The organism is Alkalihalobacillus trypoxylicola (assembly GCF_001590785.1).
In the GTDB taxonomy this organism is placed as follows: Bacteria; Bacillota; Bacilli; order Bacillales; family Bacillaceae_D; genus Alkalihalobacillus; species Alkalihalobacillus trypoxylicola.
Genome location: NZ_LTAO01000014.1, coordinates 1 through 23,614 on the forward strand (window position 1 = coordinate 1; position 23,614 = coordinate 23,614).

Annotated in this window: 20 protein-coding genes; 3 read left to right on the forward strand and 17 right to left on the reverse strand. The window is 34.1% G+C overall.

The features are described from left to right. Positions 1 to 150 precede the first annotated feature (150 nt). The 6 genes from opp4C to AZF04_RS11220 all read right to left on the reverse strand — a co-directional run bounded on the left by opp4C (position 151) and on the right by AZF04_RS11220 (position 6,403). On the reverse strand, positions 151 to 1,086 hold the full coding sequence (gene opp4C, locus AZF04_RS11195; protein ID WP_061948787.1) for an oligopeptide ABC transporter permease: 936 nt from the start codon (positions 1,084 to 1,086) through the stop codon (positions 151 to 153). Positions 1,087 to 1,101: 15 nt separating this feature from the next. Then, complete coding sequence (locus tag AZF04_RS11200; RefSeq protein ID WP_061948788.1) at positions 1,102 to 2,049, reverse strand: ABC transporter permease; 948 nt, start codon at positions 2,047 to 2,049, stop codon at positions 1,102 to 1,104. A gap of 79 nt (positions 2,050 to 2,128) precedes the next feature. Continuing rightward, positions 2,129 to 3,808: a peptide-binding protein gene (locus AZF04_RS11205; protein ID WP_061948789.1), complete on the reverse strand. Its 1,680-nt coding sequence runs from the start codon at positions 3,806 to 3,808 to the stop codon at positions 2,129 to 2,131. Positions 3,809 to 3,921: 113 nt separating this feature from the next. Further along, on the reverse strand, positions 3,922 to 4,941 hold the full coding sequence (locus AZF04_RS11210; protein WP_061948790.1) for an ABC transporter ATP-binding protein: 1,020 nt from the start codon (positions 4,939 to 4,941) through the stop codon (positions 3,922 to 3,924). Beyond that, positions 4,938 to 5,927, reverse strand: a complete 990-nt coding sequence (locus AZF04_RS11215) for an ABC transporter ATP-binding protein (protein ID WP_061948791.1) — start codon at positions 5,925 to 5,927, stop codon at positions 4,938 to 4,940. The genes AZF04_RS11210 and AZF04_RS11215 overlap by 4 nt, the downstream gene beginning before the upstream one ends. Before the next feature lie 26 nt (positions 5,928 to 5,953). Further along, a complete protein-coding gene (locus tag AZF04_RS11220) occupies positions 5,954 to 6,403 on the reverse strand; it encodes an Lrp/AsnC family transcriptional regulator (RefSeq protein ID WP_061948792.1) in 450 nt (149 codons plus the stop codon). A gap of 826 nt (positions 6,404 to 7,229) precedes the next feature. Here AZF04_RS11220 and AZF04_RS11225 point away from each other — a divergent pair. Beyond that, entirely contained in the window at positions 7,230 to 8,264 is a 1,035-nt protein-coding gene (locus tag AZF04_RS11225) for an LCP family glycopolymer transferase (RefSeq protein WP_061948793.1), read from the forward strand. Between the two features lie 321 nt (positions 8,265 to 8,585). Beyond that, on the forward strand, positions 8,586 to 10,061 hold the full coding sequence (locus AZF04_RS11230) for an SH3 domain-containing protein (protein WP_061948794.1): 1,476 nt from the start codon (positions 8,586 to 8,588) through the stop codon (positions 10,059 to 10,061). Between the two features lie 546 nt (positions 10,062 to 10,607). Here AZF04_RS11230 and AZF04_RS11235 read toward each other — a convergent pair. The 4 genes from AZF04_RS11235 to AZF04_RS11250 form a co-directional block, all read right to left on the reverse strand. Further along, positions 10,608 to 11,687, reverse strand: coding sequence for a glycosyltransferase family 4 protein (locus tag AZF04_RS11235; RefSeq protein WP_235599974.1), 1,080 nt, complete (start codon positions 11,685 to 11,687; stop codon positions 10,608 to 10,610). Positions 11,688 to 11,825: 138 nt separating this feature from the next. Then, on the reverse strand, positions 11,826 to 12,581 hold the full coding sequence (locus tag AZF04_RS11240) for a glycosyltransferase family 2 protein (RefSeq protein ID WP_061948796.1): 756 nt from the start codon (positions 12,579 to 12,581) through the stop codon (positions 11,826 to 11,828). A 43-nt stretch (positions 12,582 to 12,624) separates the two neighbouring features. Further along, on the reverse strand, positions 12,625 to 13,167 hold the full coding sequence (locus tag AZF04_RS11245) for a hypothetical protein (RefSeq protein ID WP_061948797.1): 543 nt from the start codon (positions 13,165 to 13,167) through the stop codon (positions 12,625 to 12,627). A 54-nt stretch (positions 13,168 to 13,221) separates the two neighbouring features. Next, a complete protein-coding gene (locus AZF04_RS11250; RefSeq protein ID WP_061948798.1) occupies positions 13,222 to 14,658 on the reverse strand; it encodes an O-antigen ligase family protein in 1,437 nt (478 codons plus the stop codon). Positions 14,659 to 14,993: 335 nt separating this feature from the next. On the opposite strand from AZF04_RS11250, the gene AZF04_RS11255 reads away from it, so the two are divergent. After that, complete coding sequence (locus tag AZF04_RS11255; RefSeq protein WP_061948799.1) at positions 14,994 to 15,359, forward strand: hypothetical protein; 366 nt, start codon at positions 14,994 to 14,996, stop codon at positions 15,357 to 15,359. Between the two features lie 85 nt (positions 15,360 to 15,444). On the opposite strand, the gene AZF04_RS11260 is transcribed toward AZF04_RS11255, so the two are convergent. The 7 genes from AZF04_RS11260 to AZF04_RS11290 all read right to left on the reverse strand — a co-directional run bounded on the left by AZF04_RS11260 (position 15,445) and on the right by AZF04_RS11290 (position 23,455). Then, the gene (locus tag AZF04_RS11260) at positions 15,445 to 16,245 is read right to left on the reverse strand and encodes a glycosyltransferase family 2 protein (RefSeq protein ID WP_061948800.1); all 801 of its coding nucleotides are present in this window, start codon (positions 16,243 to 16,245) and stop codon (positions 15,445 to 15,447) included. 60 nt (positions 16,246 to 16,305) lie between these two features. Beyond that, on the reverse strand, positions 16,306 to 17,739 hold the full coding sequence (locus AZF04_RS11265) for a lipopolysaccharide biosynthesis protein (protein WP_061948801.1): 1,434 nt from the start codon (positions 17,737 to 17,739) through the stop codon (positions 16,306 to 16,308). A 320-nt stretch (positions 17,740 to 18,059) separates the two neighbouring features. Then, the gene (locus AZF04_RS11270) at positions 18,060 to 19,454 is read right to left on the reverse strand and encodes a sugar transferase (RefSeq protein WP_061948802.1); all 1,395 of its coding nucleotides are present in this window, start codon (positions 19,452 to 19,454) and stop codon (positions 18,060 to 18,062) included. 129 nt (positions 19,455 to 19,583) lie between these two features. Continuing rightward, a complete protein-coding gene (tagD, locus tag AZF04_RS11275; RefSeq protein ID WP_061948803.1) occupies positions 19,584 to 19,979 on the reverse strand; it encodes a glycerol-3-phosphate cytidylyltransferase in 396 nt (131 codons plus the stop codon). Between the two features lie 152 nt (positions 19,980 to 20,131). Further along, positions 20,132 to 20,887 (reverse strand): CDP-alcohol phosphatidyltransferase family protein, encoded by a 756-nt coding sequence (locus tag AZF04_RS11280; protein WP_061948804.1) that lies wholly within the window; start codon positions 20,885 to 20,887, stop codon positions 20,132 to 20,134. A gap of 80 nt (positions 20,888 to 20,967) precedes the next feature. Beyond that, positions 20,968 to 22,161, reverse strand: a complete 1,194-nt coding sequence (locus AZF04_RS11285; RefSeq protein ID WP_061948805.1) for a CDP-glycerol glycerophosphotransferase family protein — start codon at positions 22,159 to 22,161, stop codon at positions 20,968 to 20,970. A gap of 22 nt (positions 22,162 to 22,183) precedes the next feature. Then, complete coding sequence (locus AZF04_RS11290; RefSeq protein WP_082795317.1) at positions 22,184 to 23,455, reverse strand: CDP-glycerol glycerophosphotransferase family protein; 1,272 nt, start codon at positions 23,453 to 23,455, stop codon at positions 22,184 to 22,186. Positions 23,456 to 23,614: the final 159 nt, after the last annotated feature.

Below are 23,614 nucleotides of genomic sequence, written 5' to 3' on the forward strand. Positions count from 1 at the left end.
CCCATAGAAAAAACACCTCCAAGTATTCTTTAGGTTAACAATAACCGATTTCTACTTAAAGGTGTTTTATATTTGTCTCACTTTTTGGGGTCAGCCCAGAAAAATCCGCCATGGCTTTTTTACTAGAATAAATATTCGTTCATTAACCCTTTATTTCTCGACAACTCGAGGATCTAATGCATCTCTTAACCCATCCCCAATAAAGTTAAAACTCAATACCGTAAATAGGATGAGCAAACCAGGAAATGTAGGATACCACCAGGCTGTTCTAAATATCGTTACACTTCTTGAATCGGTCAACATATTCCCCCAAGAGGCTTGAGGTGGCTGAACACCTAATCCAAAGAAGCTTAGTGCTGCCTCTGCTAAAATAAAGCTTCCTACCGCTAGTGTTGCTGCAACAATAATTGGCCCAGCTGCATTGGGTAAAATTTGTGAAAAAATCACTCGTAAGTTAGACATCCCAATTGTTCTCGCAGCGAGGACATATTCTCTGTTTTTCAAGGATAAAAATTCCCCTCTAACAATACGTGCCGTCGAAGTCCAACTCAGCAAGGCAAATACCATAATTAATGTATTAGCACTTGGACTTAAAATGGTAACTAACGTGATGAGTAAAAAGATATTTGGAAATGAAATAATAATATCTACAATTCTCATTAAAAAGGAATCAATAATTCCGCCAAAAAAACCAGCCAACGCTCCTACTGTTGCTCCAATTATGACTGCCCCGACCATAGAGGCAAAGCCTACATATAAAGAAACCTGACCTCCGTGAAGCATGCGGCTAAATAAATCCCTTCCTAAATTATCAGTTCCTAACCAGTAATCAGCACTCGGGGGGGCTAAACGATTATATAAATCCTGAAAGTCTGGGTCGTGTGGTGATAATAGAGGGGCAAAAATACACCCTAAAGTGATAATAGATAAAATAATAAGTCCAAATAAAGCTAATTTGTTTTGGAAAAATTTAGCGACCATAATAGAAAGCAAAGAACGGCGCTTTCCGATGATTTGCTTATCCACTACTGGTGGTTTTCCTGCTGGCGGCGATGGTTGGAATACTTGTGGTGTGTTCTGTTCCATAATCTACTCCCTCCCTTAATACTCGATACGCGGATCTAAAATAGCGTAAAGAATATCCGCAACAAGATTTCCAAAAACAGTTAATATTGCACCAAACATCGTAATCGCCATTACAACCGGATAGTCACGCTGAAAGGTAGCATCAATAAACATTTTTCCAATACCAGGCCAACCAAATACTGTTTCAACTACTGCAGCTCCTCCGATTAATGTTGGAAGCATCAACCCAAACATTGTAACGACTGGGATGAGCCCGTTTCGTAAGCCATGCTTATAAACTACTCGACCTTCTCTAAAGCCTTTGGCTCGAGCCGTTCGAATATAGTCTTGATTGATGACTTCTAGCATACTTGAGCGTGTATAACGAGTGAGTCCTGCCATATCTGCTGTTGCCAAAACGAGAGCGGGTAATATTAAATGATGTAATCGATCTAGGATACTAAACTCTGCTCCAATTGTGGCAACACCACCAACGGGGGTCCAGCCAAGCTGAACAGAAAATAACATAATAACCATAATACCAATCCAAAAGTTAGGGGCAGCTAGTCCAACAAATGAACCAAACGTCCCTGCATAATCGGTCATTGAATAAGGCTTTCTTGCCGAATAGATTCCTATTGGAATCGCAACAATGGCAGCTAAAAATAAGGAAGCGCCCATTAATAATAAAGTATTAGGTAAACGTTCAAATATCATATCGGTGACCGGAACCTTACGCATAAAGGAATGCCCTAAATCACCTTGAGCGACATTACCTAGCCATCTCATATATTGCACAGGTACAGGGTCATTTAATCCTAATCGTTCAATTTCAGCTTCACGATATTCTGGAGAAATACTCGGATCCAAATTAAGTACGGCTGGGTTACCAGGTGCTGAATACATAATCGCAAAAGATATGATAGATATTCCTATTAATATCGGGATGGTCATTAATAAACGCCTAAAAATGTAATTAATCATAATATGTCCCTCTATCCCTCATCTAATATTTTCATAGAATAAGTAGGGGGAAGGAAAAACCTCCCCCCTTATTTAAAGCTTAGTCTACTAAATACCACTCATTCACTTTATAACTATTAATACGAGGGTGATGAGTGACACCTTCTAATTTTTGATTAATTAACAAATGTTGCTCTGGATAGTACAAGAATGTATAAGGCTGCTCTTCAGCTACGATTGATAGTAATTCTCCAATTTTTTCCTTACGCTCATCACGATCAATGATTTTCTTTTGCTCATCGGCTAATTCATCAACACGATCATTGGCATACGTGATATTATTTAAACCTTCTTCACTTTCACGTGAATGCCATATTGCTGAAGGATCTGGATCTGTTCCAAGAGCCCATGCAGATATCGTTGCATCAAAATCTTTGTTTGGTGTGTTCGTTTGCTCTAGATAAGCTCCCCATTCCATTTGGCGAGGACTTACTTCAATGCCGATATCTCCTAGCATTTGCTGAACAATAACACCGATATCACGACGAACTACATTTCCATCATTGGATAATATTTCAAAAGAGAAGCGCTCTCCATCCTTCTCTAAAATTCCATCCGATCCTTCTTCCCAGCCCAATCCATTTAGAATTTCAAGAGCTCCTTCAGGATCAAATTGTAATTCTGTAACACTATCTGGATAAGCCCAGCTAATTGGTGATTGTGGTGCGTGAGCGACTTCTGCTTTTCCATCCATAATTGAATCTACAATCGCTTGACGGTTAATGGCCATTGTTAAAGCCTTACGAACCTCTGGATCTTCAAAAAGTGGACGCTCATTGTTCCAAGCAATGAAGTCGTAACGATATGCTTGCACAGATGAAATTCTTCCATGGTCATACGTTTCAGCAGTTTCATATTCAGTTGGAGGGAGAATCATCCAATCCACTTCACCAGTTTCAAATAATAGTAGCTCGGCATTCGAATCTGCTGAAATTCTAAAGGTTACTTTATCAAGATAAGGACCTTCACCAAAGAAATCTGGATGAGCTTCTAACGCAATATATTGACCAGATTCGTAATTAACAAATTTAAACGGACCGGCACCAATTGGAGCATCTAAGTTATATGCTGTATAATCCTCTAATTCAGCAACCGGTACTTCACCCAAAATATGCTCTGGTAGAATACCATAGGAAGTACGCGTTTCAAAGGTTGCATCAACTTCAGATAAATGGAAGCTTACTGTATAAGGATCCACCACCTCTACACTTTCTAAAAATTCAAAATCACCGGCACGAGGTCCTGTGTAGTCTGGATGAATAAATACATCGTAAGTAAATTTCACATCATCAGCTGTTAACTCTTCACCATCTTGGAAAGTAACGCCTTCATGAATCGTATACGTATATGTTAAACCATCTTCAGATATCTCTGGATGGTCAACCGCTAATTCTGGTATGACATTAATTTCTGTATCAGTTGTCATTAATTTCGCATGAATTAAATCGTACACATCGGAGCTAGCTGTATCTTGTGCATATAAAGGGTTAAAGGTTACAGGCTCTCCAGATTTACTAATAAATATTTCTCCACCTTGCTGAGGTTCACCTACAGCGGCTTCTTCTTCTCCTTCATCTTCGGTTTCATCGGTAGTTTCTTCTGGATTTTCCTCAGGTTCTCCCTCTGCTTCTCCTCCAGTTTCATCATTTCCACAAGCTGCTAAAACGACCATGACAGCTAAAAACATACTTAAGAGCAATAATAAGCTTTTTTTCGACATCTTTTTTCCCCCTTCATTTTGATTGATAAATCTTATTTACTTGTTACCTTTTCTTCTTCTTTACGTTTTGAGAAGAACACACCCCCTTCAATTAATGAACTTGCTAATAGAAATTATTCATAAAGATGACATGCGGCAAAGTGATTTGGTTTAATTTCTTTAAACTCTGGCACTATCTCTTTACAGGTATCCATAGCTGCAGGACACCTAGTATGGAACACACACCCCTTTGGCGGATTAGCTGGGCTTGGAATTTCTCCTTTTAATATAATTCTCTCTCTTTTAACCTCTGTAGGGTGAGAGCGTGGTACTGCTGATAAAAGCGCTTGTGTATATGGATGTAATGGTTCATTGTATAAATCCTTTTTGCTGGCAATTTCCATCATTTTCCCTAGATACATCACGCCAATTCGGTCAGAAACATGCTTCACAACCCCCAAATCATGGGCAATGAATAGATAGGTTAAATTGAATTCACCTTGAAGATCTTTGAATAAATTGAGAATTTGTGATTGAACTGATACATCTAATGCTGATACAGGCTCATCTCCAATAATCATTTTGGGATTTAAAGTAAGGGCTCTAGCTATTCCAATCCTTTGCCTCTGACCACCGGAAAATTCATGAGGATAACGATCGACATAATCTGGATTCAATCCAACTTTATCCATTAAATCTTCAATATATTCTTGTCTTTGTTTTCCTTTATATAGGTTATGTACTTGTAAAGGCTCACTTAAAATCGTTTTAATCGTTTTTCTAGGATTCAATGATGAATAAGGGTCTTGAAAAACCATTTGGATATCTTTTCTAATGGGTAGGATTTTTCTTTCCTTTAAATTTGAAATATCTTGACCATCGAAAATAATTTGTCCATTCGTCGGCTCATACAAACGCATCAGGGTTCTTCCTGTCGTTGACTTACCACAGCCTGATTCTCCTACCAAACCAAAGGTTTCTCCTTTTTTAACATAAAAGCTAATATCATCAACCGCTTTTACACTCCCTACGGTTCTTTGAAAAAAGCCTTTTTTTATCGGGAAGTGTTTTTCTAGCCCTTTTACCTCTAGTAGCTTCTCATCCGTCACTTCATTCGCAGAAATTAATGGGTCCTGGTTGACTTTAATCTTCATGATTGCACCCCTTCCTCATATAAGAAGCATCTGACTTTACGTCCATTTTCTACTTCTCGTATTTCAGGCTGTTCATTTGTACATCGTTCCATAGCATGAGGGCACCTTGTGACGAATCTACAGCCTGAAGGAAAATTATCAGGAGTTGGTACGTTTCCTGCAATCGATAATAATCGTTCCTTTTCATCATCTACGTTTGGAACAGATTCAATTAAACCAACCGTGTAAGGGTGAAGAGGTTTATCAAATAAAGGAATAATATCCGCTTCTTCAACAACTTGTCCGGCATACATCACAACGACACGATCTGCTAATTCTGCTACAACACCTAAATCATGCGTTATGAGAATAATAGCGGAATCTAATTTTTTACTTAGCTCTCTCATTAAATCTAATATTTGAGCTTGCACGGTTACATCTAAAGCTGTCGTAGGCTCATCTGCAATGAGTAGCTTTGGATCACAGCTTAATGCCATCGCAATCATGACTCTTTGTCTCATCCCACCTGATAATCGATGCGGATAATCTTTCATGATTTGGTCGACCCGTGAAAAACCAACAAGCTCTAACATTTCCTTCGCCACTTTATAAGCTTCTTTTTTGCTTATTTTTTTGTGATAGATTAATGTCTCGGTAATTTGGTCACCAATGGTGAAAACAGGATTTAACGAAGTCATCGGTTCCTGAAATATCATCCCGATTTCATTACCGCGCACTTTATACATCGCGTCATTTTTTTGTTTTAAAATATCAGTACCATTAAAAACAATTTCTCCACCAATCGTTTTTCCGTTTGGGCTCGGTACCAACCTCATAATGGATAAAGTAGTCATACTTTTCCCTGATCCTGATTCTCCAACGATAGCTACTGTTTCTCCCTTATTAACTTGAAAGGAAACATCATCTACTACAGGCAATGGTTTGCCCTTTTTATAAAAGTACGTTTTCAAATTCTTAACTTCTAATAATGGCTGCTTTGCTCCCACAACATCACCCCGATTTTATGACTTCTTTATGGTATATATGAAAAAGTGTCTTTATATTGCTTTAATTCAATGCTGACATCCACATGGTCGATTCCTTCTAACGAAGAAAGCTCGCTATTAACAAAATCAACTAGCGCCTCATTGTTTGTAAAATAGGCTTGAAGAATTAAATCATGCTTTCCTGAAAAAACACCTACAAATCGAACCTCTTTACATTCATTCAGTTTTTTTGCTACTACCTCCTGATATCCTAATTTTGTTGTTATGCCGATAATAGCTTGAACTTGTAAACCAATTTTATTTGGATCCATATGAATGATAAATTCAAAGACTTGCTCACTTAACATACGATTAATCCTTGAGCGAACGGTCCCTTCACTCACATCGAGAAGCTTAGCAATATCTGTATAAGAGCGCTTTCCATTCATTTGAAGAAGCTTAAGTATGGATGTATCCAATGTGTCTACTTTCATCATTCTGCTTCACTCCAGCTACAATAGAATAAATAAGGCTGAATTATTAAATCGAAAATTATATTAAATAAGAATAATCTGATAATTAAAACTCCGTAAATTTTCATCTTTCTGTAAACTATGTAAAAAATAATGTGTTTTTATCTCACTTTGGATAAAGATAGTGTAAAATAATTAAATTGATTTTTCAATATTAAAATAATAATTAATTTGTTAAATTTTCTGACTTAACTATTTATTTTGATATTTCGGACATGTAAAAACGTAGTTTTATAAGGGTTTTTTTACGATTTTAGTATTTTATGACTATTTTTTTTCGAATTCATAAATGAGAACCACTCCTACTACATTCCATTTAACCGCTTCAATACTTTATTGAAATAAAATTTATTGGATTTAAAAGCCGAAATATAAGTATACTTTTAAAATTTAAACTTATAACTGCCCAAATGTGTAAAAAAATCACATAATCATACATTCTTCTACTAATTTTTGGTTTTTTGTATGAATGCATTTTCCCTTTAAATATTCATTCCATACGTTACCTTCTCAAAAAACGGTTTGCGTTGTTAAATATTGGGGAACTCATAATATGAGCAAAAATCATTTCATTTTTTTTCAAAATTTACTCTTTTTAATAAATACTTCCCTTTTCATAAAGGAATTTCTTTACACTATCTTGCCTATTACCAATTTTTCCACTTTACGAAAGAATGATAATTCGATAAAATTGTAGAGATATCGCCTTTATGATACAAACAGTTATAGAAAATAAATAAAGTGAATATCTTTAAATAAATTAATATTAAGTATGAAACGAGGTATGATAGTGGAACGATCCAGAGTAAGAAAAAAGAAAAAGAGCGGAAAACGAAAAGTATTAAAGTTATTTTTAACTTTTTTTGTCATAGCATTACTAGCAGTCGGTGCAACAATAGCCTATTCAGTTCATCAATTATCTTCTGCTGTGACTAGTGCAACCGAACCAGAATTACAGCGTGGTATAAAGTCGGAAAAACGAACTGAAGCGGTAAACCCTAGTAAAGACAATTTCTCGGTTCTATTATTAGGAGATGATTCTCGTCCAGGGGAGACAAGAGCACGTACAGATGCCATGCTCGTTGCTACCTTTAATAAAGATGACCAATCTATTATTCTAACAAGTATTCCTAGAGATTCTTACGTAGATATTCCCGGTAAGGGCTTGGATAAGATTAATCATGCTCATGCTCGAGGTGGATTAGATTTAACGATTGATACAGTAGAAAACTTTTTAGATATCCCTATTGATTATTATGGATATGTTAAATTTGATGGGCTAGTACAAGTCGTTGATGCACTAGGTGGAGTCAATGTAGATGTTCCATTTGATTTTACTTTTAATGAATCAAGTACTGAAAGCTATAATCTACAATTTACTGAAGGACGTCAGCGCTTAAACGGAAAAGAAGCTTTAGCTTTTGCACGAATGAGAAAAGATGACCCATTAGGTGATATTGGTCGTGGTCAAAGACAGCAACAAGTGATCGAAGGTATTATAAAGGAAGCAGCTAGCTTTTCTACTATCTTTAATTTTGAAGACTTAGTAAACGCTGTTGATGATAATATTAGAACAAACTTCTCTTTCCCTAACTTAGTAGCTCTTCATTCTTATGCAGGCTCTTTAAATGAAATTGAAAAGCTTCAAGTTGAAGGTGAAAACTCAAGGATTAATGGAATTTATTATTTACAGATTAAAGAGGACTACCTGAATCATTTACAAACTCGTTTAAAACAGCATTTAGAATTAGATGGTCATAGCATGAATGACCCTAATCCTTTTGAAGAAGAAAATGATGTAGAAGCCGAAACGGTTAATTATTAAAAAGTATAAGAAAAGTCGTTGCAATCGCAACGGCTTTTTTTGGCCGAAAAAACCCAATCCTTTTTTCACACTATTTTATACCCAATTATAATTTAGGTATTTTTTTATATTTTTTTTACTTAAATAAAGGGTATAGGGATTTAGTGAGTAGTCTTTTACTGAATTTACATTGATAATAGTCCATTCTAACCTTTACAAACTCTTATTATTTATTTCAAATTCTTTTATGGTAAGATTTTATTGTAGAAAGTCGATATTACAAAAGTACTCTTATTGAATAGCTAAAAAGAACTAATTAGACAGGAGGGACCTTTTTCTATCATGTTAAGTCGAAAAAGCTTTAATATTTTTATTGCATTCATTCTTATCATAGTCCTTTTCACACCTTTTTCTTTTTCTGTAGAGGCACAATCTTTAAAAACCTACCAAACAAATATCTCTTATGAAAAAGCACTGGAAAAACAATTAAGTCTTAAAGGTCAAACCGATCAAAACTATGATGCTTTTATTCGTGCAGATGCTTTAACAAGAACAGGAAAAGTAGGAACGGTTAACACGGGAGCAAATGGCTCTGATACTCGTTGGAACGTTAGAGGAGGACCTAGTACAAACGAATGGATTATCGGACAAGCTCAATCAGGTGAACGATTAACCGTTATCGATTCACTAACAGGAAGTGATGGGTATACATGGTATAAAGTTCAATATAATAAAATGTGGGTCAATGCTAGTCCAACTGATATTGAATATTATTTAAATCCTAACAATTTTTCCACAGATTCAGCTCACTTTTATCAGTTTCTTAACCTATCTCAAAGCTCTCAAATCACTTCACAAGAACTTAACCAATCTGTATTGAATGGTAAAGGAGCATTTCAAGGTCATGGTCAGTCATTTGTTAATGCTAGCCAAAAGCATCAAATTAATGAAATCTATTTAATTTCTCATGCATTACTTGAGACCGGTAATGGTCATTCTGAGTTAGCAAATGGCATAATTTATAATGGTGTAAAAGTTTACAATATGTATGGAATTGGTGCCTTTGACGGCTGCGCGAAATTGTGTGGTGCCCAGTATGCCTATAATCAAGGCTGGACAACACCTGAACAAGCAATCGAAGATGGGGCGAAATTTGTGGCAGCAAATTATATTAAAAACGGTCAGGATACGTTATATAAAATGCGCTGGAATCCTGATAATCCCGGATATAACCAATATGCTACTGATGTTGCTTGGGCTGTAAAACAAACGAACAGAATGGCAAATTTATATTCTAATCTTATTAATCATTCGTTAAGCTACGAAATCCCTCATTATCCAAATCAACCAGGAGGAAAACCTCAATTTGCCCAAACTTCTAATGAGCAGTTTGAGCCTAAAAACGCACTTCCTTTTTCTGAGCAAACTGTCGGTGAAACGATCACAAGAGTTAACTTCCGAACAGAGCCTAATACTTCATTCGATTCTTTTGTAAGAACGATTGCGAGTGGAGTTGAAATCTCTATCACTGGAGAAAATAAAAATGGTTGGTATAAAGTAAAACTAGACCAAGAAGAAGGATGGATGGCTAGCGATTATATTCAATTAAAGAATGCATTTAAGGTCGACATTACTTCTGGTACACTGAATGTTCGAGAAACACCCGACGGCCCAATAAAAGACCACCTACAAAAGGGAGAATTGTTAACAGCGACCATCAAAAATAATCAAATTCATCAAAGTGGTGATTGGATTGAAGTACTCGTCAACAACGAAACAGGCTGGGTGCATACCAACTATATCCAGCAATTAAAGTAAAAAAGATATACTACTTACAAAAGACCTTTGTCAATTAAATAATGACAGAGGTCTTTTAAAGTTCTTCCTTTTTAATCAGGAATGACAGACACTGATTAATTTCAAAAGCTGAGGCTATCATTTCTGGCTAGATGACAGCTTCCTTCTGACCTTCTTCACTAGTTCAGCTGCTTTTCGGGTGAATAGAGTGCTCTCTTTTGACCAGTTTTTTGGTCCAGCGTTTTTTTCAGGTGAATAGCGCTTCTCCTTTTGACTGTTTTAATGCTGAGGCTATCATTTCTGACTAGATGACAGCTTCCTTCTGACCTTCTTCACTAGTTCCGTCGCTTTTTCAGGTGAATAGAGCGTCACCATTTGACCTCTTTTACTAATTCAGCTGCTTTTCCTTCCTATAGAACGCTACTATTGTATCTATTTCTATTTACCCCATTTTTGCACTTTTAGTTAATGAGCCTTCCACTCCACCATAAAAAGCCCTTCTACCAGAAGAGCTTCTCTATTATCCATTCATTTTTTAATTGTGGTTTACAATGTAGACTTCATGATCTATTCTGTTCTTTTATAAACTTGAGCTACAGTCGATAGTCTTTTAAATGCATTAATTAATGGCTTTCTCCGTTTCCCGATCAATCCAATGCATTCAGCAAAAACTTGTACAACTGCCATTAAAATAAATAGACTTAAAATGGACACCCATAATGTCGATCTTGAGAACATGATAGCAGCGCCACTAAAGGCGAGGCTCATTCCATAAATTATAAAAACTGTTTTACGATGATCAAAGCCCATATTTAATAAGCAATGATGTAAATGTCCTTTGTCTGCATCAGAAATCTTTTGCTTATTAAGAAATCTTCTTACTATTGCAAAGGAGGTATCTAATATTGGTACACCTAATATTAAAATAGGAATAATTAGGCTAAAAATTGTAACACTCTTAAAAAAGCCAAGCATTGAAATAATAGCAATTCCATAACCTAAAAATAAAGAACCTGTATCCCCCATAAAAATCTTAGCGGGGTGGAAATTAAAGATAAGAAATCCTAGCGTACTTCCGATTATAGCAATCGAGAAGGCGATAATCGTAAAATGTGCTCCTGGACTCATCAATGCCATTAATAAAATGGTTGAAGTGGCTATAGTCGAGACCCCACCTGCTAGTCCATCCAAACCATCTATTAAATTAATTGAATTAATCATAATTAAAATCCATCCAATTGATATAGGGTAACTCCAAATCCCGAATTGAACATCTCCAAAGAATGGAATATTCATGTAATCAATCGTTAATCCAGACGAAACGACTATAATAGCCGATAAAAGCTGACCGAATAATTTCACTCTTGCCGATAAAGGATATCGGTCGTCGATTAAGCCAATAGTAATTAAAATTGCTGCTCCGATAGCAATTTCTAATAAGTAAGGACTACTTGGTTTTAAGTAAAGGAGCGCAGAAATCGTTCCAAAAATAATAGCCAAACCTCCGATACGAGGCATTGCTTTGCTATGTACTTTTCGATGATTAGGCTCGTCGACAAAACCAAATTTAATGGCCACTTTAATTATAATTGGAATAGAAGCAACCGATACGAATAGAGCGATTATAAATCCCCAGAAAAAAGCCAACCCTTCACACCTCTTTCGCAAAATCATCCGTAATTTATCTATATAAGACTAACAAATATATAACCTTTATTTTTCATTTTTACTTCTTTTTAACAATTATTAATATACCTTTACTAAGTTAACTATTTCCAAATTATTCTATACTTTTCTTAAGCCATTCCAAGCATAGTTCATAAAGACATAACAGGCTTTAAGAAAAGGCAGCTTTTCAAATTGTCGATAGATTTCCCAATTTCTTTTGGCTGTTTTCCATTTGTTACTAGAAATTGAATGTTGAACCTTTCGATAACATGCAAGCTCTTCATTGATACCGTACGCATGATATCCTGATTTTAAAATTTGTAGCCATAGCACAAAGTCCTGTCTCGTGCGAATAGTAGGCATTTGTACCTTACCAACTTCTTCGATATTAATCATGACCGTTAAGCAGCCAATAATGGTATTTTTCAATAGATATTCGTAGGAAATGACAGCTGGTGCTGGAATGACTTTATTACGTTTCTCTCCATCTTCCTTAATTAATCGATAAGCGGTAAAACTAAAGACATATTTATGCTTCTCCATAAATTGAACTTGTTTTTCCAACTTCTGTGGAAGCCATAAGTCATCACTATCCAAAAAAGCAAGGTACTTTCCTCTTGCCTCTTGAATGGCTGTATTTCTCGCAATAGCAGCCCCTTTGTTTTCTTTAAGAGAAATAAGCTTTATTCGTCCATCTTCCTGACTCTTTTTATTTATAATCTCTACACTTCTATCAGTGGAACGATCATCGACCATAATTAATTCCCAATGTGAATAGGTTTGCTGTTGAACCGATTCAATCATTTCACCAATAAACTTTTCAGAATTAAAGACAGGAGTGACAATCGAAACGAGTGGCCTATTTGTATTCATCGAAAACTCTCCTTTTAATGGGAATAGGATGAAAGCATAAAAATTATTCTTCTTTGGTACTTTGCTTATCGCCATATTCGAAAGCTACTTCTTCAATCTCATCAATTAACCAATTATGTTCATTAGGAATAAAGGTAATTTTGAAATTCCCACCTTGGTATTCTGGCCAAATGATTGATATGAATTTTGAATCTGGATCATCAGAAACAAGAGTAGGATACAAATCGTTCGTTTCTAAATCTTTGAATGAAGTCATGATTTCGTGAATATGTGCAAATTCTTCTTCTGTCACTTTTTCGGCTCCTACATAAATCATAGCCATTTCAAGTGCATTTCCAGAAAAGTGAGGAGTAAGATAATCAAGCCATTCCTTTTCCTCAAATAACTGAGTTTTATTTTGCTCTAGCCAAGATAATTTAAAGGTTGCCGCTTCTTGAAATAAAACAAACCGACTATAATCACCATTTAATGAAGTTGGAGCTGGTTGCCCACTTTCAGCAAAAAGGTGGTCCTCATCTAAGAAGAAAAAACCAACTAGAAAGAGCGTAAGCACCATTGATAACAATAGTTTGACTGATTTTTTCATATCAAACCCTCCACAATCTTAGTATTTGCAAGATTTTATAGTCTATCCCGAATTTCAGCCAATGCTTATAACCTTTTCACTATCCCTAGTCCTCATTCTCCTTTTAGCAAGCTCTGCAAACACAAATACACATATTACTAAAACCCAGAATCTAGGTGAAGCAAAATCGGAACGATACAGTGAAGTGATTCCTAATTGAAACCACAATAATAATCCACACAAATAATAAGGGTCCTGCTTTCTTTTTTTAAAGAAGTACCAAAATATATACAAGAAAACAGCTAAAAATACTCCTCCCCCAACGACACCATGCTCAAAGAACAGGTCAACAAATACATTATTTGAGGTAGCACTTAACGGTCCTTGATGATAAAGAAACTTCGTATTAGCTAAAAACTCATAACTACCTGGTCCGAATCCAAATAGTCCGTTCACTAGTGAATAATCAAAGAGCCAAACAAATGGCATCACTAGCATGAATAAACGACTATGCTTTTCAATATCAAACAAAGTATCAAAACGGCCAAGGATCGGCTGTAATAAGCCATTCCATAATGGCCAAGTTACAGTAAGTAAAATGATACCCGCGGCTAGCCCAATACTACTGAACAGAAGGATTCTTTTTTTATCTTTTCGATCCATGACCGTCAAAACAAATAGGAAAAGAACAAACAGTAAAAGTAACAATAAATTAGCATATCCACTAACCGAAAAAGAGAAAATTAATACAAAAAGAGCTGGAAGCACCATATATAAAATATATTTTCTTTTGTTTTGTATTAAAAAATAAGAAAGAATGATTCCATCTACTAAAAAAGGCACCAAAAAGCTCGGTTCATCTGTTAAAGAAGTTAATCTAAAATTAAAGAGCACATCTTGGTCCACACTATGCACGTAAGCCCTACTAGATAAAGGGATAAAAGGATATCCAATTAAAAAATGGAGAAATTGCCAGATTCCGACAAGACATAGTATGACTATGGCCACAATATAAAAATGTAGGATTTTTTTTAACTGTTGTTCAGAGAACAAGTGAAGCTGTTTCATAAAAAAAATGATAATACCTAAAAAAAGAAAAAGATTAAGAGTTCTTGTAGGCATGGAATTTAGAACATAGGAAAGATATTCGTTTGAAGTGACTATTGATACGTTGTAAGCTGCTGCTACTATTGATAAACCCATAGGGATGTAAAGACCATATAAAAAAAACTTTAGCTCCTTTGGAATAGATAAGGTGTCAATTACTTTATTTTCTTTTTCCATTGTTTGAATAAAGGTTATTCCTAGTATGATAAGGCAAGCACAAGTGATTAATACTGAGCTCGGCAATGGTGTAATTTTTTGATATAAGCTAGATACAGAAAATGGAGCCAATAGAAAAAAAATAGCCATAGCCCAATAAATTAAGCTGTTCGATAGCTGATTACTCCATATCGGGAAGGAGCTCTTTTTTTTAAAGACATCTACTTTATTCGGACTGAGCTGTTTCATTCAAGCACTCCTCATTGAATAAACTTTCACTATTCTAGCATGGTTACTGTAAATAACCGGTGTTCCCTTTGTTAATCATTGTTAACTTTTGAAGTAGTACTTTAAAATGCTTCATCAATCTCAAACTCAATCTAAATCCTAGCTTCTCCCGATTTATTGTTTTCAAAACGTTATTTTTGTAAATAATAGTTAAAGTGTTTGTCAATATTTCGCTAAAGTAATCCCAAATCCTTACTAATCATATACAATTTTAATCATCATCCTGTTTGGATTACATTTTGGATTTTCTTACGATATAAATGAGGAACATTTCAAGGTTTTTAGGAGGATACTTCATGAAAAAGGGGAATAGCTTATTAATAGCTTACATGTTAGTAGGGATTATTTTAAGTGGTTGTGGCGATACATTACTTGTCGTTCGAACACCTCTCGAGGCGGATCAATATTTACGAAATAATATTGAAGAATTAGTTTTTGATTCTTTTGAACAAATGGTTAGCAGTGATAGCGGTGTAACCGATAAAGAATTCATCGAGCTTCAGCGCGTGATTAGAGATCATGACGAAACTCGCTATATTATGATAGAGGAAGAGCTTTTTCGATTTAATATCGATGGAGAACTGCTATATTATACCGTTTGGACAAAGGATGAGCAGGATCAATCTTTACAACTTAATGCTTTGAAAATAGCACCTCAATGACGCAAAAATAACCATCCATCCTATATCATTTCAGATGAATGGTTATTTTATATTTAATGATCACTTCAATGCCTTGTCTCTTCCATCAATCTTTTTGATAGCTCATTAGTTGTTTTAGAGCTGCCTGGTATAAACGAAAGGGCTGCTGCAAATGGCGAAATTTTTTTATGAATAAGCCTGATAACAGGGCAATGCCAATCGGTGTATTATATATAGCTTTCAAGAGTGGCCCTTTGCTAACAAACATCGAATAGCTCAATTTAGCCGCTAATTCTGGTTTTAAATGATAAACGACGGTCTTCGGACAGTAGCTGATGTAATACCCTTTTCTATATAAGTGAAATAAAAATAAATTTTCTTCTCCGCTTGGATAAGCTGCTCCTAAACCAAATTGCTCGTCAAAAAAGATATCATCTCGATCGACCATATCTAGATGAATAAACATCTCAATAGAGGATTTTCTAAATAATTCTTTTTTAGATATTTGTAACTTAAGTTCTGACGGATACTCTTTATATAAACTTTTAGAGATGGGATCATAAATTTGAAACGTCACTACACTAGAATCTCGGTGAGTTTCAAACCATTTTTGAACATTTATAAATGCTTCTGGATGATACCAGCAATCGTCGTCTGAGAAGGTAACAATATCTCCTGTTACATGCTCCATTCCCTTATTCCTAGCTAATGATAAACCTCTTTGATTGATACAGATATGCTTAATTTTTAATGTGAATGGTCCTATTAATTCAGCTACTTTTTCATGATGGTCCTGTGAAACAATAATAACCTCAATAAACCGGACATCTTGATTTTGTATGCTCTCTAATAATCTCTTCAGCTCTGAAATCCTTGTACCTAATGTAGGAACAATCACACTAATCATTTCCCTTATCTCCTTTTCATTGCTCAAATAATAGCTTAATTTTCTTATTTGGATCGTTCTTTATCGATGAATTGCTTTCGTCTTTTTTTTTACCCAATTTCTTATATCTAAACCGTTTAATAAGTAGAGTATAAGCACATAAATCAATGCCCCTAGAACAGAAAGCACGATAAGAGATATGAGCCCGACAGTTGATGAAAGTGGCCATATAACGGCTATCATAGTAAGGGTAGCTAATGTTATCTTGTAAAAATCCCGCCAAGGAAAAGGCAAAGCACTAATATATATAGAAACGAGTACCCAGCTTGTTGCTACTGCAAGGATGTAAGCAATAATGGACGAATAAGCTGCTCCTAATAATCCAAATTGTGGGATCAACCAAAAATTAAACAAGATATTACTAACTGCTCCTACGGCTACTGGTATAATTTGAATTTTGGTTCTTTGTTTTACCTGAAGCACAATATCAACACAATAAATTTTAAAGCCTTTCAAAAAAGCACCAATCGCAATAAAAGGAATAAGCATTAAAGCTTCTTTTCGGAAATCTGCTCCTAATAAGAAAGTCACGATATGTTCTGATAATAAAATAAAACCTGCTACTGCTGGAAAAGCAACCATTAAAACTAAGCTCGTATTCCTTTTAATTTGATGAAAGGCTTGACTCTCCCCCTCCTGCTCCATCGTTTTAATCACGATAGGAAAGGCAGCCAAATTAATAATCATCATAATCGTATAAATCGTTTGTTCTGTTAAATCATAGGTCGCAGAATATACACCCGTAGCTGCTTCTCCCATAAAAAATTGGATCATAAGACGGTCTGAATTATGAATAATAATAGCCATTAAAAAAGTGATGGTTAACGGAAAGCCATAGGAAAAGATTTTTTTAAAATAGTCTGGATTAAATGAATTATCACTTGCTTTATTTCCTCTCCAATGCACCATTGTTGGATAAAGTGTCGTAATTATTAGAGCTATAATCCACCCTAACAATAATCCCGTTTCACCCAACCCAACAACGGTTATGAGAACAATGCTAATCCCTAACGTTAAAATAGCTCTAGAGAACGCTAAATAGCCATAAGATAAAGGCTGAAGCTTAGCTCTCATTAAGGTTAAATTCATTCCATTCCAAGACTGACTCCAAGCTAAAACGAGGCATAAAATAAGGTACAACAAATCTATATCTTCAATTAAAAAATAAACAACGCTTCCGACCGCTGCGGTTAAAAGAATGCAAGCTACAAATGAAAGCTTTAATGTGTGAATGAAGGAGGGCTGCTCACCAAGCTTTGGGTAAAAACGTAATAATCCTTGCTTTAACCACTCAAAAACAATTGAATTAAGCATTGCAGCAACAGCAAACACTAATACGTAAATACCGTATTGTTCTGGGGTTAACAGCCTAGTAAATACAGCAATACTGATAAAGCTTACTAAAGCAGGAACACCATGAGAAAACAAATAAGCAATTGCATGTTTTGATATCATAAAACGGACCCTTCCTGTTTCAATAAAAACGGTGTTGATAGGTTATTATAAATTGTATCAAATTACTTTTAATATCGGTAATTGGCGTATTCTTAAATTCAGTTTTAATGTAAATCGTTTGTGAAGTAATATGAATGAATGGAGCTCATTGTTAACAGTATGAACCTAGAAAAGTAAGATTAGACTTTCAACTGACCTTAATTATTTTGGAAACAAAAAAAGACTGCATTATCATTAAGATAATAGCAGTCTTTCTGTCCGTTTCTTTAAGAAATTATGGTTTTTCTGTAAAGCCCATTAGAGTACTTTTCTTTAAAGGATTATCGAATTTTCATAAAGCCAAATTTAGATTTATTAAGCTTTTCGTCGATTTTATCTTCAGTCGTACTTCCCTCTGCTTGAGTTTTATTCAGTACAACAATGACCGTTTTAACTAAGAGCATTATATCTAACCAGATTGAATAGTGGCGAATATAATATAAGTCGAACTTTAGCTTTCTTTCTGGTGTTGTTGTATAATTCCCAAGCACTTGAGCGTAGCCTGTGATTCCTGGCTTTACTGAGCTACGATAATGAAACCATTTATTTTGGTCAGTAAATTGCCTTGTAAAGAATTCACGCTCCGGTCTAGGACCGACTAAGGACATATCTCCCTTTAGAACATTAAGGAGCTGAGGTAATTCGTCAATTCTTGTCTTTCTCATAAAAGCTCCAACCTTTGTAATTCGATTATCCTTACTTGTCGCTAAAACAGGGCCTGTTTTAGCCTCAGCATCTACAATCATCGAACGGAACTTTAATACATGAAAAGACTTCTGATCTTTGCCAACTCGCTCTTGTTTAAAGAAAATAGGACCCCGATCCTCTAGCTTTATGAACAAAGCTGCCATCACCATAACAGGTAAAGTTGGGATAAGCATAATCACTGCAAATACAACATCTACTAATCTCTTAATCATTTCCTGCCCTTTTGTTAGATTAAAAGGCTTAACTTGAATAACCATTGAATCCCCTAGAGTCGTAACCGAGGTTTTCATGACAAATAAATCATTCATATTTGGAACAAGATAGCTAAGCTTATGATGCTTCATCGCATAATAAAGGATTTCATTTTTACGCTTTTCATCTACATTAGAACCAATAAAAATATAATTATAAGGCATTAAAAGCCTCTCTGTTTCTTTAATAGAAAAATGATTGTGCAAACGGGAAAGACCTTTTTTGCTTGTTGTTAAATTAGAGGCAACCAGGTTTTCAGTCATTAGATCATACTCATCCTCATCACCAATAAAAACGGCTCGGTCTTTAAACTTTTGACTCGTAATCTTTAAATACAACATTTTCCATCCGAACATTAAAACGAATGAAAAGAAATGACTCATTAAAATAACCGAACGAGGCAGAGCAAATTCTCTAAATAAAAAAGAAGCAGCTGTCGTAAAAATAAACATAAATAGCACGGTTACGATTAGCTTTCGTGCAATATCATAATGGTCACGCATCACAAGACGATCTAGCTCAAATGCATACAATAAAAAGACCCCGATTAAAAGCACCCAAGGAACTAAACTTATAAAAGCTTCAATATTCCTTTCCTGGATAACCCGATAATTAGAGGCAATGACAAAGGAAATCATATATGAAAATAAAATAATTAATATATCGACTAAAATAACAGAAAATCGCGATGTCTTTTCTGGAAATATATTTGACATAAAAAAACCCCTAGCATATATAGTCTAAGGGTATTTTAACATAAAATTTGTAAAGAACATATCGATCTTAAAAAAATAGACAGTTTTACAAGTTAACCATATTAAGACAATATATTTACAAAAAATATATTAATCGTTGATAGCTTGTAAGCCTTCTTTAATTTTGGTCGTTGAAATACCTGCTGTTCTAGGTAAATAAATAACCTCACAATGCTCTTTCAGAAAGTCAAATTTACCTTCCCAATCGTCACCCATAACAAAGACATCAATGTCATGCTTTTGAACATCTAGTACCTTCTGCTCCCAATTATCTTCCGCTATTACCTCATCTACATAACGGATTGCCTCTAAAATCATTTTTCGATTTTCGAAGCTATGAAAAGACTCTTTATTTTTTATTGCATTGAATTCATCGCTTGAAATGGCAACTACTAAATAGTCACCTAACTCTCTTGCACGTCTTAATAGGTTAATATGTCCCCAATGCAAAAGATCAAAAGTACCGTACGTTATAACCTTTTTCATAAAACACCCTCCAAAACCTAACAAATTTATAATTATATAAAAAGTTTATTTATTTTTTATTAAAATTTAGTGAATTCAGTATCTGATAAAAAATTATAGCATAAAATTTATAAGTTTGATAGGATTAGGAGATTTTTTACAAAGTCCCAAATTTATATAGATTTTAAAGTGATGAATAATCGAGCACACACTTTTAGGACTAAAATGATTAAGAATGAAAAGATATAGAAGAGCGTAAGAGGCAGCTCAATATATCTTTCAACGATGATTAGTAGTAGTAAAGTTACATAAAAGCCAGGTAATCCAAGTAAAAATCCCGCTATTGAAAACAAGAAGGATTTTGCTCTAATTTTATTAACTGGATCCTGTTCCATTTCTTTACTTAAGGTTATTTGATAAGAAAGAGGGATTAATAAGCTCATAATTGTAAAGGCAACCAGTCCATACAAAGCGAAGCTTTCCCAAATAGTTAAAACTAAATATCCATTTTGAATTAACAAAGTAAAAATAAATGAAATAAATACCGGGAGCGTAGCTGCCTGTATTAACATATCAATAAAAAAACCCTTTTTAGAAGTTCTTTTGGTTATTCTAGCTATTTCACCATCTACACAATCAAATAAATAACCTACATTATAAGAAATAAAAGCTAAAAAAAACGATAGAGGGGTTGATAATACCATAAAGAAACCAGATGATAAAATCCCCAAAAAGCTTAACCAACTAACCATATTAGGAGTTAATTTAAGCTTAATAAAAAGGATCGTCACATAGATGGAAATTCTTCTTAGTATAAACCAAGACCATAAATCCTCTTTTGCACTGTACACTTGAGCAATATTTCTATAATCAATAATTTTCTTACTATCAAATATGGTGGTTGGGAGCTTCCCAATCTGTGATTTCATTTGAAGCACCTCTAATATCTTTCTCCAATATTTACAAATATTTTCTAGGTACCTAAAGTCAAGAATTAAACCATATTTCTTTATTCAAAAATATGGCGTACGACCCTCTCACTTGCTCTTCCATCCTCTAATGAGCAGAATCTTTTTATAAAGTCATGGTAAGGGTCTTCTCCAAGCCCTTTTACTTGCCTGAACAAAAAGGTATCAATCCATTCTATAACCTCTGTCGTTGTAGTTACGATTGGACCAGGAACATCACTTTCTATATTTAGATAAAAACCTCTGAGCTTATGTTGATACAACTCTAAATCATACATATAAAAAATCATCGGTCTTTTCAAATTTGCGTAGTCAAAGAAAACAGATGAATAGTCAGTTATCAATAAATCTGAGATGAGATATAGCTCATTAATATCAGAGTGGTTGGAGTAGTCGATTACAAATCCTTCGAACTCATCGATATTGATTGAATTAGAAATAAAGTAATGAAGCCTTAGAATAACAATACAATCTTCTCCTAAATTTTTCTTTAAAAGATTTAAATCTAATTTTAACTGAAAAGTGTATTTACCTGCTTCTATATATTCATTATCCCGCCATGTAGGCGCATATAAGATTATTTTTTTTTCAAGGAGAATGCCCATTCTTTGTTTAATACGTTTAATATCCTCTTCATTATTCATCTTTACTAAAAAATCATTTCTTGGATAGCCTGTTTCAAGTACTTTTTTATTAAAGTTAAAGGCTCTCTTAAAGATTTCTGTTGAATAATGATTAGGAGAAATTAAATAATCCCAATGGCTCGATTCATTATGGAAGTTTTTAATATATTCTTCTTTTGAGGAACCAGCCATATGAACCTCATCCATATCCGCAACTAAACGTTTCAAAGGTGTTCCGTGCCAGGTCTGTACATACTTAGTATGCTTAGGTTTTGGAATCCATGACGGCATTCTACTGTTCGTTATCCAATACTGGGCACGCGGTGCAAACAAAAACCATTGTAAGGAAAATCGCTTTACATAAGGAATATTATTTTTTTCAAATTCCTTTGCGATATTTCCATTTGCACTCCAAATCATGTCGTTTGAATACCCCTGTTCCTTCATATATTCATATATCGCCTTTGGATTACAACTATATTGTTTACCTGAAAAGCTTTCAAATAAAATCGTCTTCTTTTTTACTGGCAATAAAGATATGGTCCAAAAAATGAGTGCAGTTAATTGACGAACTAAATTAGTTTTCTTAAGTTTACTTAAACATTTTCTCATTCTTTTTGCACCTATTCATTCTTTATTTGGATTTAAAAATTTGATTTATAATTTGCTGAGAGGAAGTTCCATTATCTAATGAACAATATCTATTATAAAATTTAGAGAACTTCTCACTATACTTATTCTTTATACAACTAATGTCCTCTATTGCATTAATTACTTGCTCTGATTCAGATAATAACGGTCCAGGAGCTTTTTGTTCAAAATCATAATAAAATCCTCTAAGCATGTCTCGATATTTTTCAATATCATACGTAAAAAAGATAATTGGCCTTTTAAGGTTACCATAATCAAAAAAAACAGATGAATAATCAGTTATTAAAACATCTGAGACCAAATATAATTCAGAAATATCATTATAAGAAGAAAGGTTATAAACAAAGTCCTCTACTCCTTCGACATTTATAGAATCAGCAATTAAATAATGCATTCTCAGAAGGAGAACATACTCACCTGATAAACGTGTTTGAAATTGTTGCAAATCTAACTTCAAATCAAATTTGTATTTCCCTTTTCCATAATATTCATCATCTCTCCATGTAGGAGCATAAAGAATAACCTTTTTATCTAGTGGTAACCCAATTTTTTCTTTGATTTTTAAAATATCTTGTTGATTATTTTTTTGATATAGAACATCATTTCTCGGATAACCAACCTCTAAAATATCCTTATCAAATTTAAAAGCACGCTGAAAAATCTCTGTAGAATATCTATTAGGAGATACTAAATAATCCCATTTTTGAGATTCCGTATAGAAGTTTCTTTTATATTTTTCTGTTGTGGTTCCAGGCATTCGCACTTCATTCATATCAAATGCTAACTTCTTTAAAGGAGTACCATGCCAAGTTTGAATGTATATAACCTCTTCTCTTTTTTTAATTCCATTTGGTAATCTAGTATTTAGTACCCAAAATTTAGATGTTGCTAAGTAATAATAATAGGCTAAGCTAAACCTTTTTACTTTTTTAGCGGGTGCAGGAATTTCTTTGTCTGTATCATTTATAATCCAGATATATTCAAATGGTAAATTTTGTTTAACCATTTCATTATAAATGGCTCTAGGATTATCAGAGTATGATTTCCCGCTAAAGCTTTCAAATAGTACTCTATTTTTATTTAGTTTACTTCTTATAAAAATCTTGTGATATAATTTAAGATAAATTTTACGACGATTCACTAAAAGGCGAAGCAAGTTTTTTACCTTTTTCTTATAATTTCTAACTTGTAGTATGATCTTAGGGGTATTTGCAAAAGTTAATTCTTCTTTTTTAATACTTTTATTTCCTAACATTTTGATTAAATCACCCTAACTATATACATTTCATTTTATAAAATAAATATATTCTTCGTTTATCATACTTTAAAACTTTTATTTAATTTTAACAAAAAAAACAGATATAAAGCTATATAATAAATAATCTAAATCTGTTAACTAAATTATAATTACCTT

Excerpts from the sequence above, each read along its gene's own strand:
- AZF04_RS11280 (WP_061948804.1), bottom strand. The coding sequence starts at position 20,887 with ATGAAATCACAGATTGGGAAGCTCCCAACCACCATATTTGATAGTAAG.
- AZF04_RS11230 (WP_061948794.1), top strand. The coding sequence starts at position 8,586 with ATGTTAAGTCGAAAAAGCTTTAATATTTTTATTGCATTCATTCTTATC.
- AZF04_RS11205 (WP_061948789.1), bottom strand. The coding sequence starts at position 3,808 with ATGTCGAAAAAAAGCTTATTATTGCTCTTAAGTATGTTTTTAGCTGTC.
- opp4C (WP_061948787.1), bottom strand. The coding sequence starts at position 1,086 with ATGGAACAGAACACACCACAAGTATTCCAACCATCGCCGCCAGCAGGA.
- AZF04_RS11220 (WP_061948792.1), bottom strand. The coding sequence starts at position 6,403 with ATGATGAAAGTAGACACATTGGATACATCCATACTTAAGCTTCTTCAA.
- AZF04_RS11250 (WP_061948798.1), bottom strand. The coding sequence starts at position 14,658 with ATGAAACAGCTCAGTCCGAATAAAGTAGATGTCTTTAAAAAAAAGAGC.
- AZF04_RS11210 (WP_061948790.1), bottom strand. The coding sequence starts at position 4,941 with ATGAAGATTAAAGTCAACCAGGACCCATTAATTTCTGCGAATGAAGTG.
- AZF04_RS11270 (WP_061948802.1), bottom strand. The coding sequence starts at position 19,454 with ATGTCAAATATATTTCCAGAAAAGACATCGCGATTTTCTGTTATTTTA.
- AZF04_RS11255 (WP_061948799.1), top strand. The coding sequence starts at position 14,994 with ATGAAAAAGGGGAATAGCTTATTAATAGCTTACATGTTAGTAGGGATT.
- AZF04_RS11200 (WP_061948788.1), bottom strand. The coding sequence starts at position 2,049 with ATGATTAATTACATTTTTAGGCGTTTATTAATGACCATCCCGATATTA.
- AZF04_RS11290 (WP_082795317.1), bottom strand. The coding sequence starts at position 23,455 with ATGTTAGGAAATAAAAGTATTAAAAAAGAAGAATTAACTTTTGCAAAT.
- AZF04_RS11265 (WP_061948801.1), bottom strand. The coding sequence starts at position 17,739 with ATGATATCAAAACATGCAATTGCTTATTTGTTTTCTCATGGTGTTCCT.
- AZF04_RS11240 (WP_061948796.1), bottom strand. The coding sequence starts at position 12,581 with ATGAATACAAATAGGCCACTCGTTTCGATTGTCACTCCTGTCTTTAAT.
- AZF04_RS11245 (WP_061948797.1), bottom strand. The coding sequence starts at position 13,167 with ATGAAAAAATCAGTCAAACTATTGTTATCAATGGTGCTTACGCTCTTT.
- AZF04_RS11260 (WP_061948800.1), bottom strand. The coding sequence starts at position 16,245 with ATGATTAGTGTGATTGTTCCTACATTAGGTACAAGGATTTCAGAGCTG.
- AZF04_RS11285 (WP_061948805.1), bottom strand. The coding sequence starts at position 22,161 with ATGAGAAAATGTTTAAGTAAACTTAAGAAAACTAATTTAGTTCGTCAA.
- tagD (WP_061948803.1), bottom strand. The coding sequence starts at position 19,979 with ATGAAAAAGGTTATAACGTACGGTACTTTTGATCTTTTGCATTGGGGA.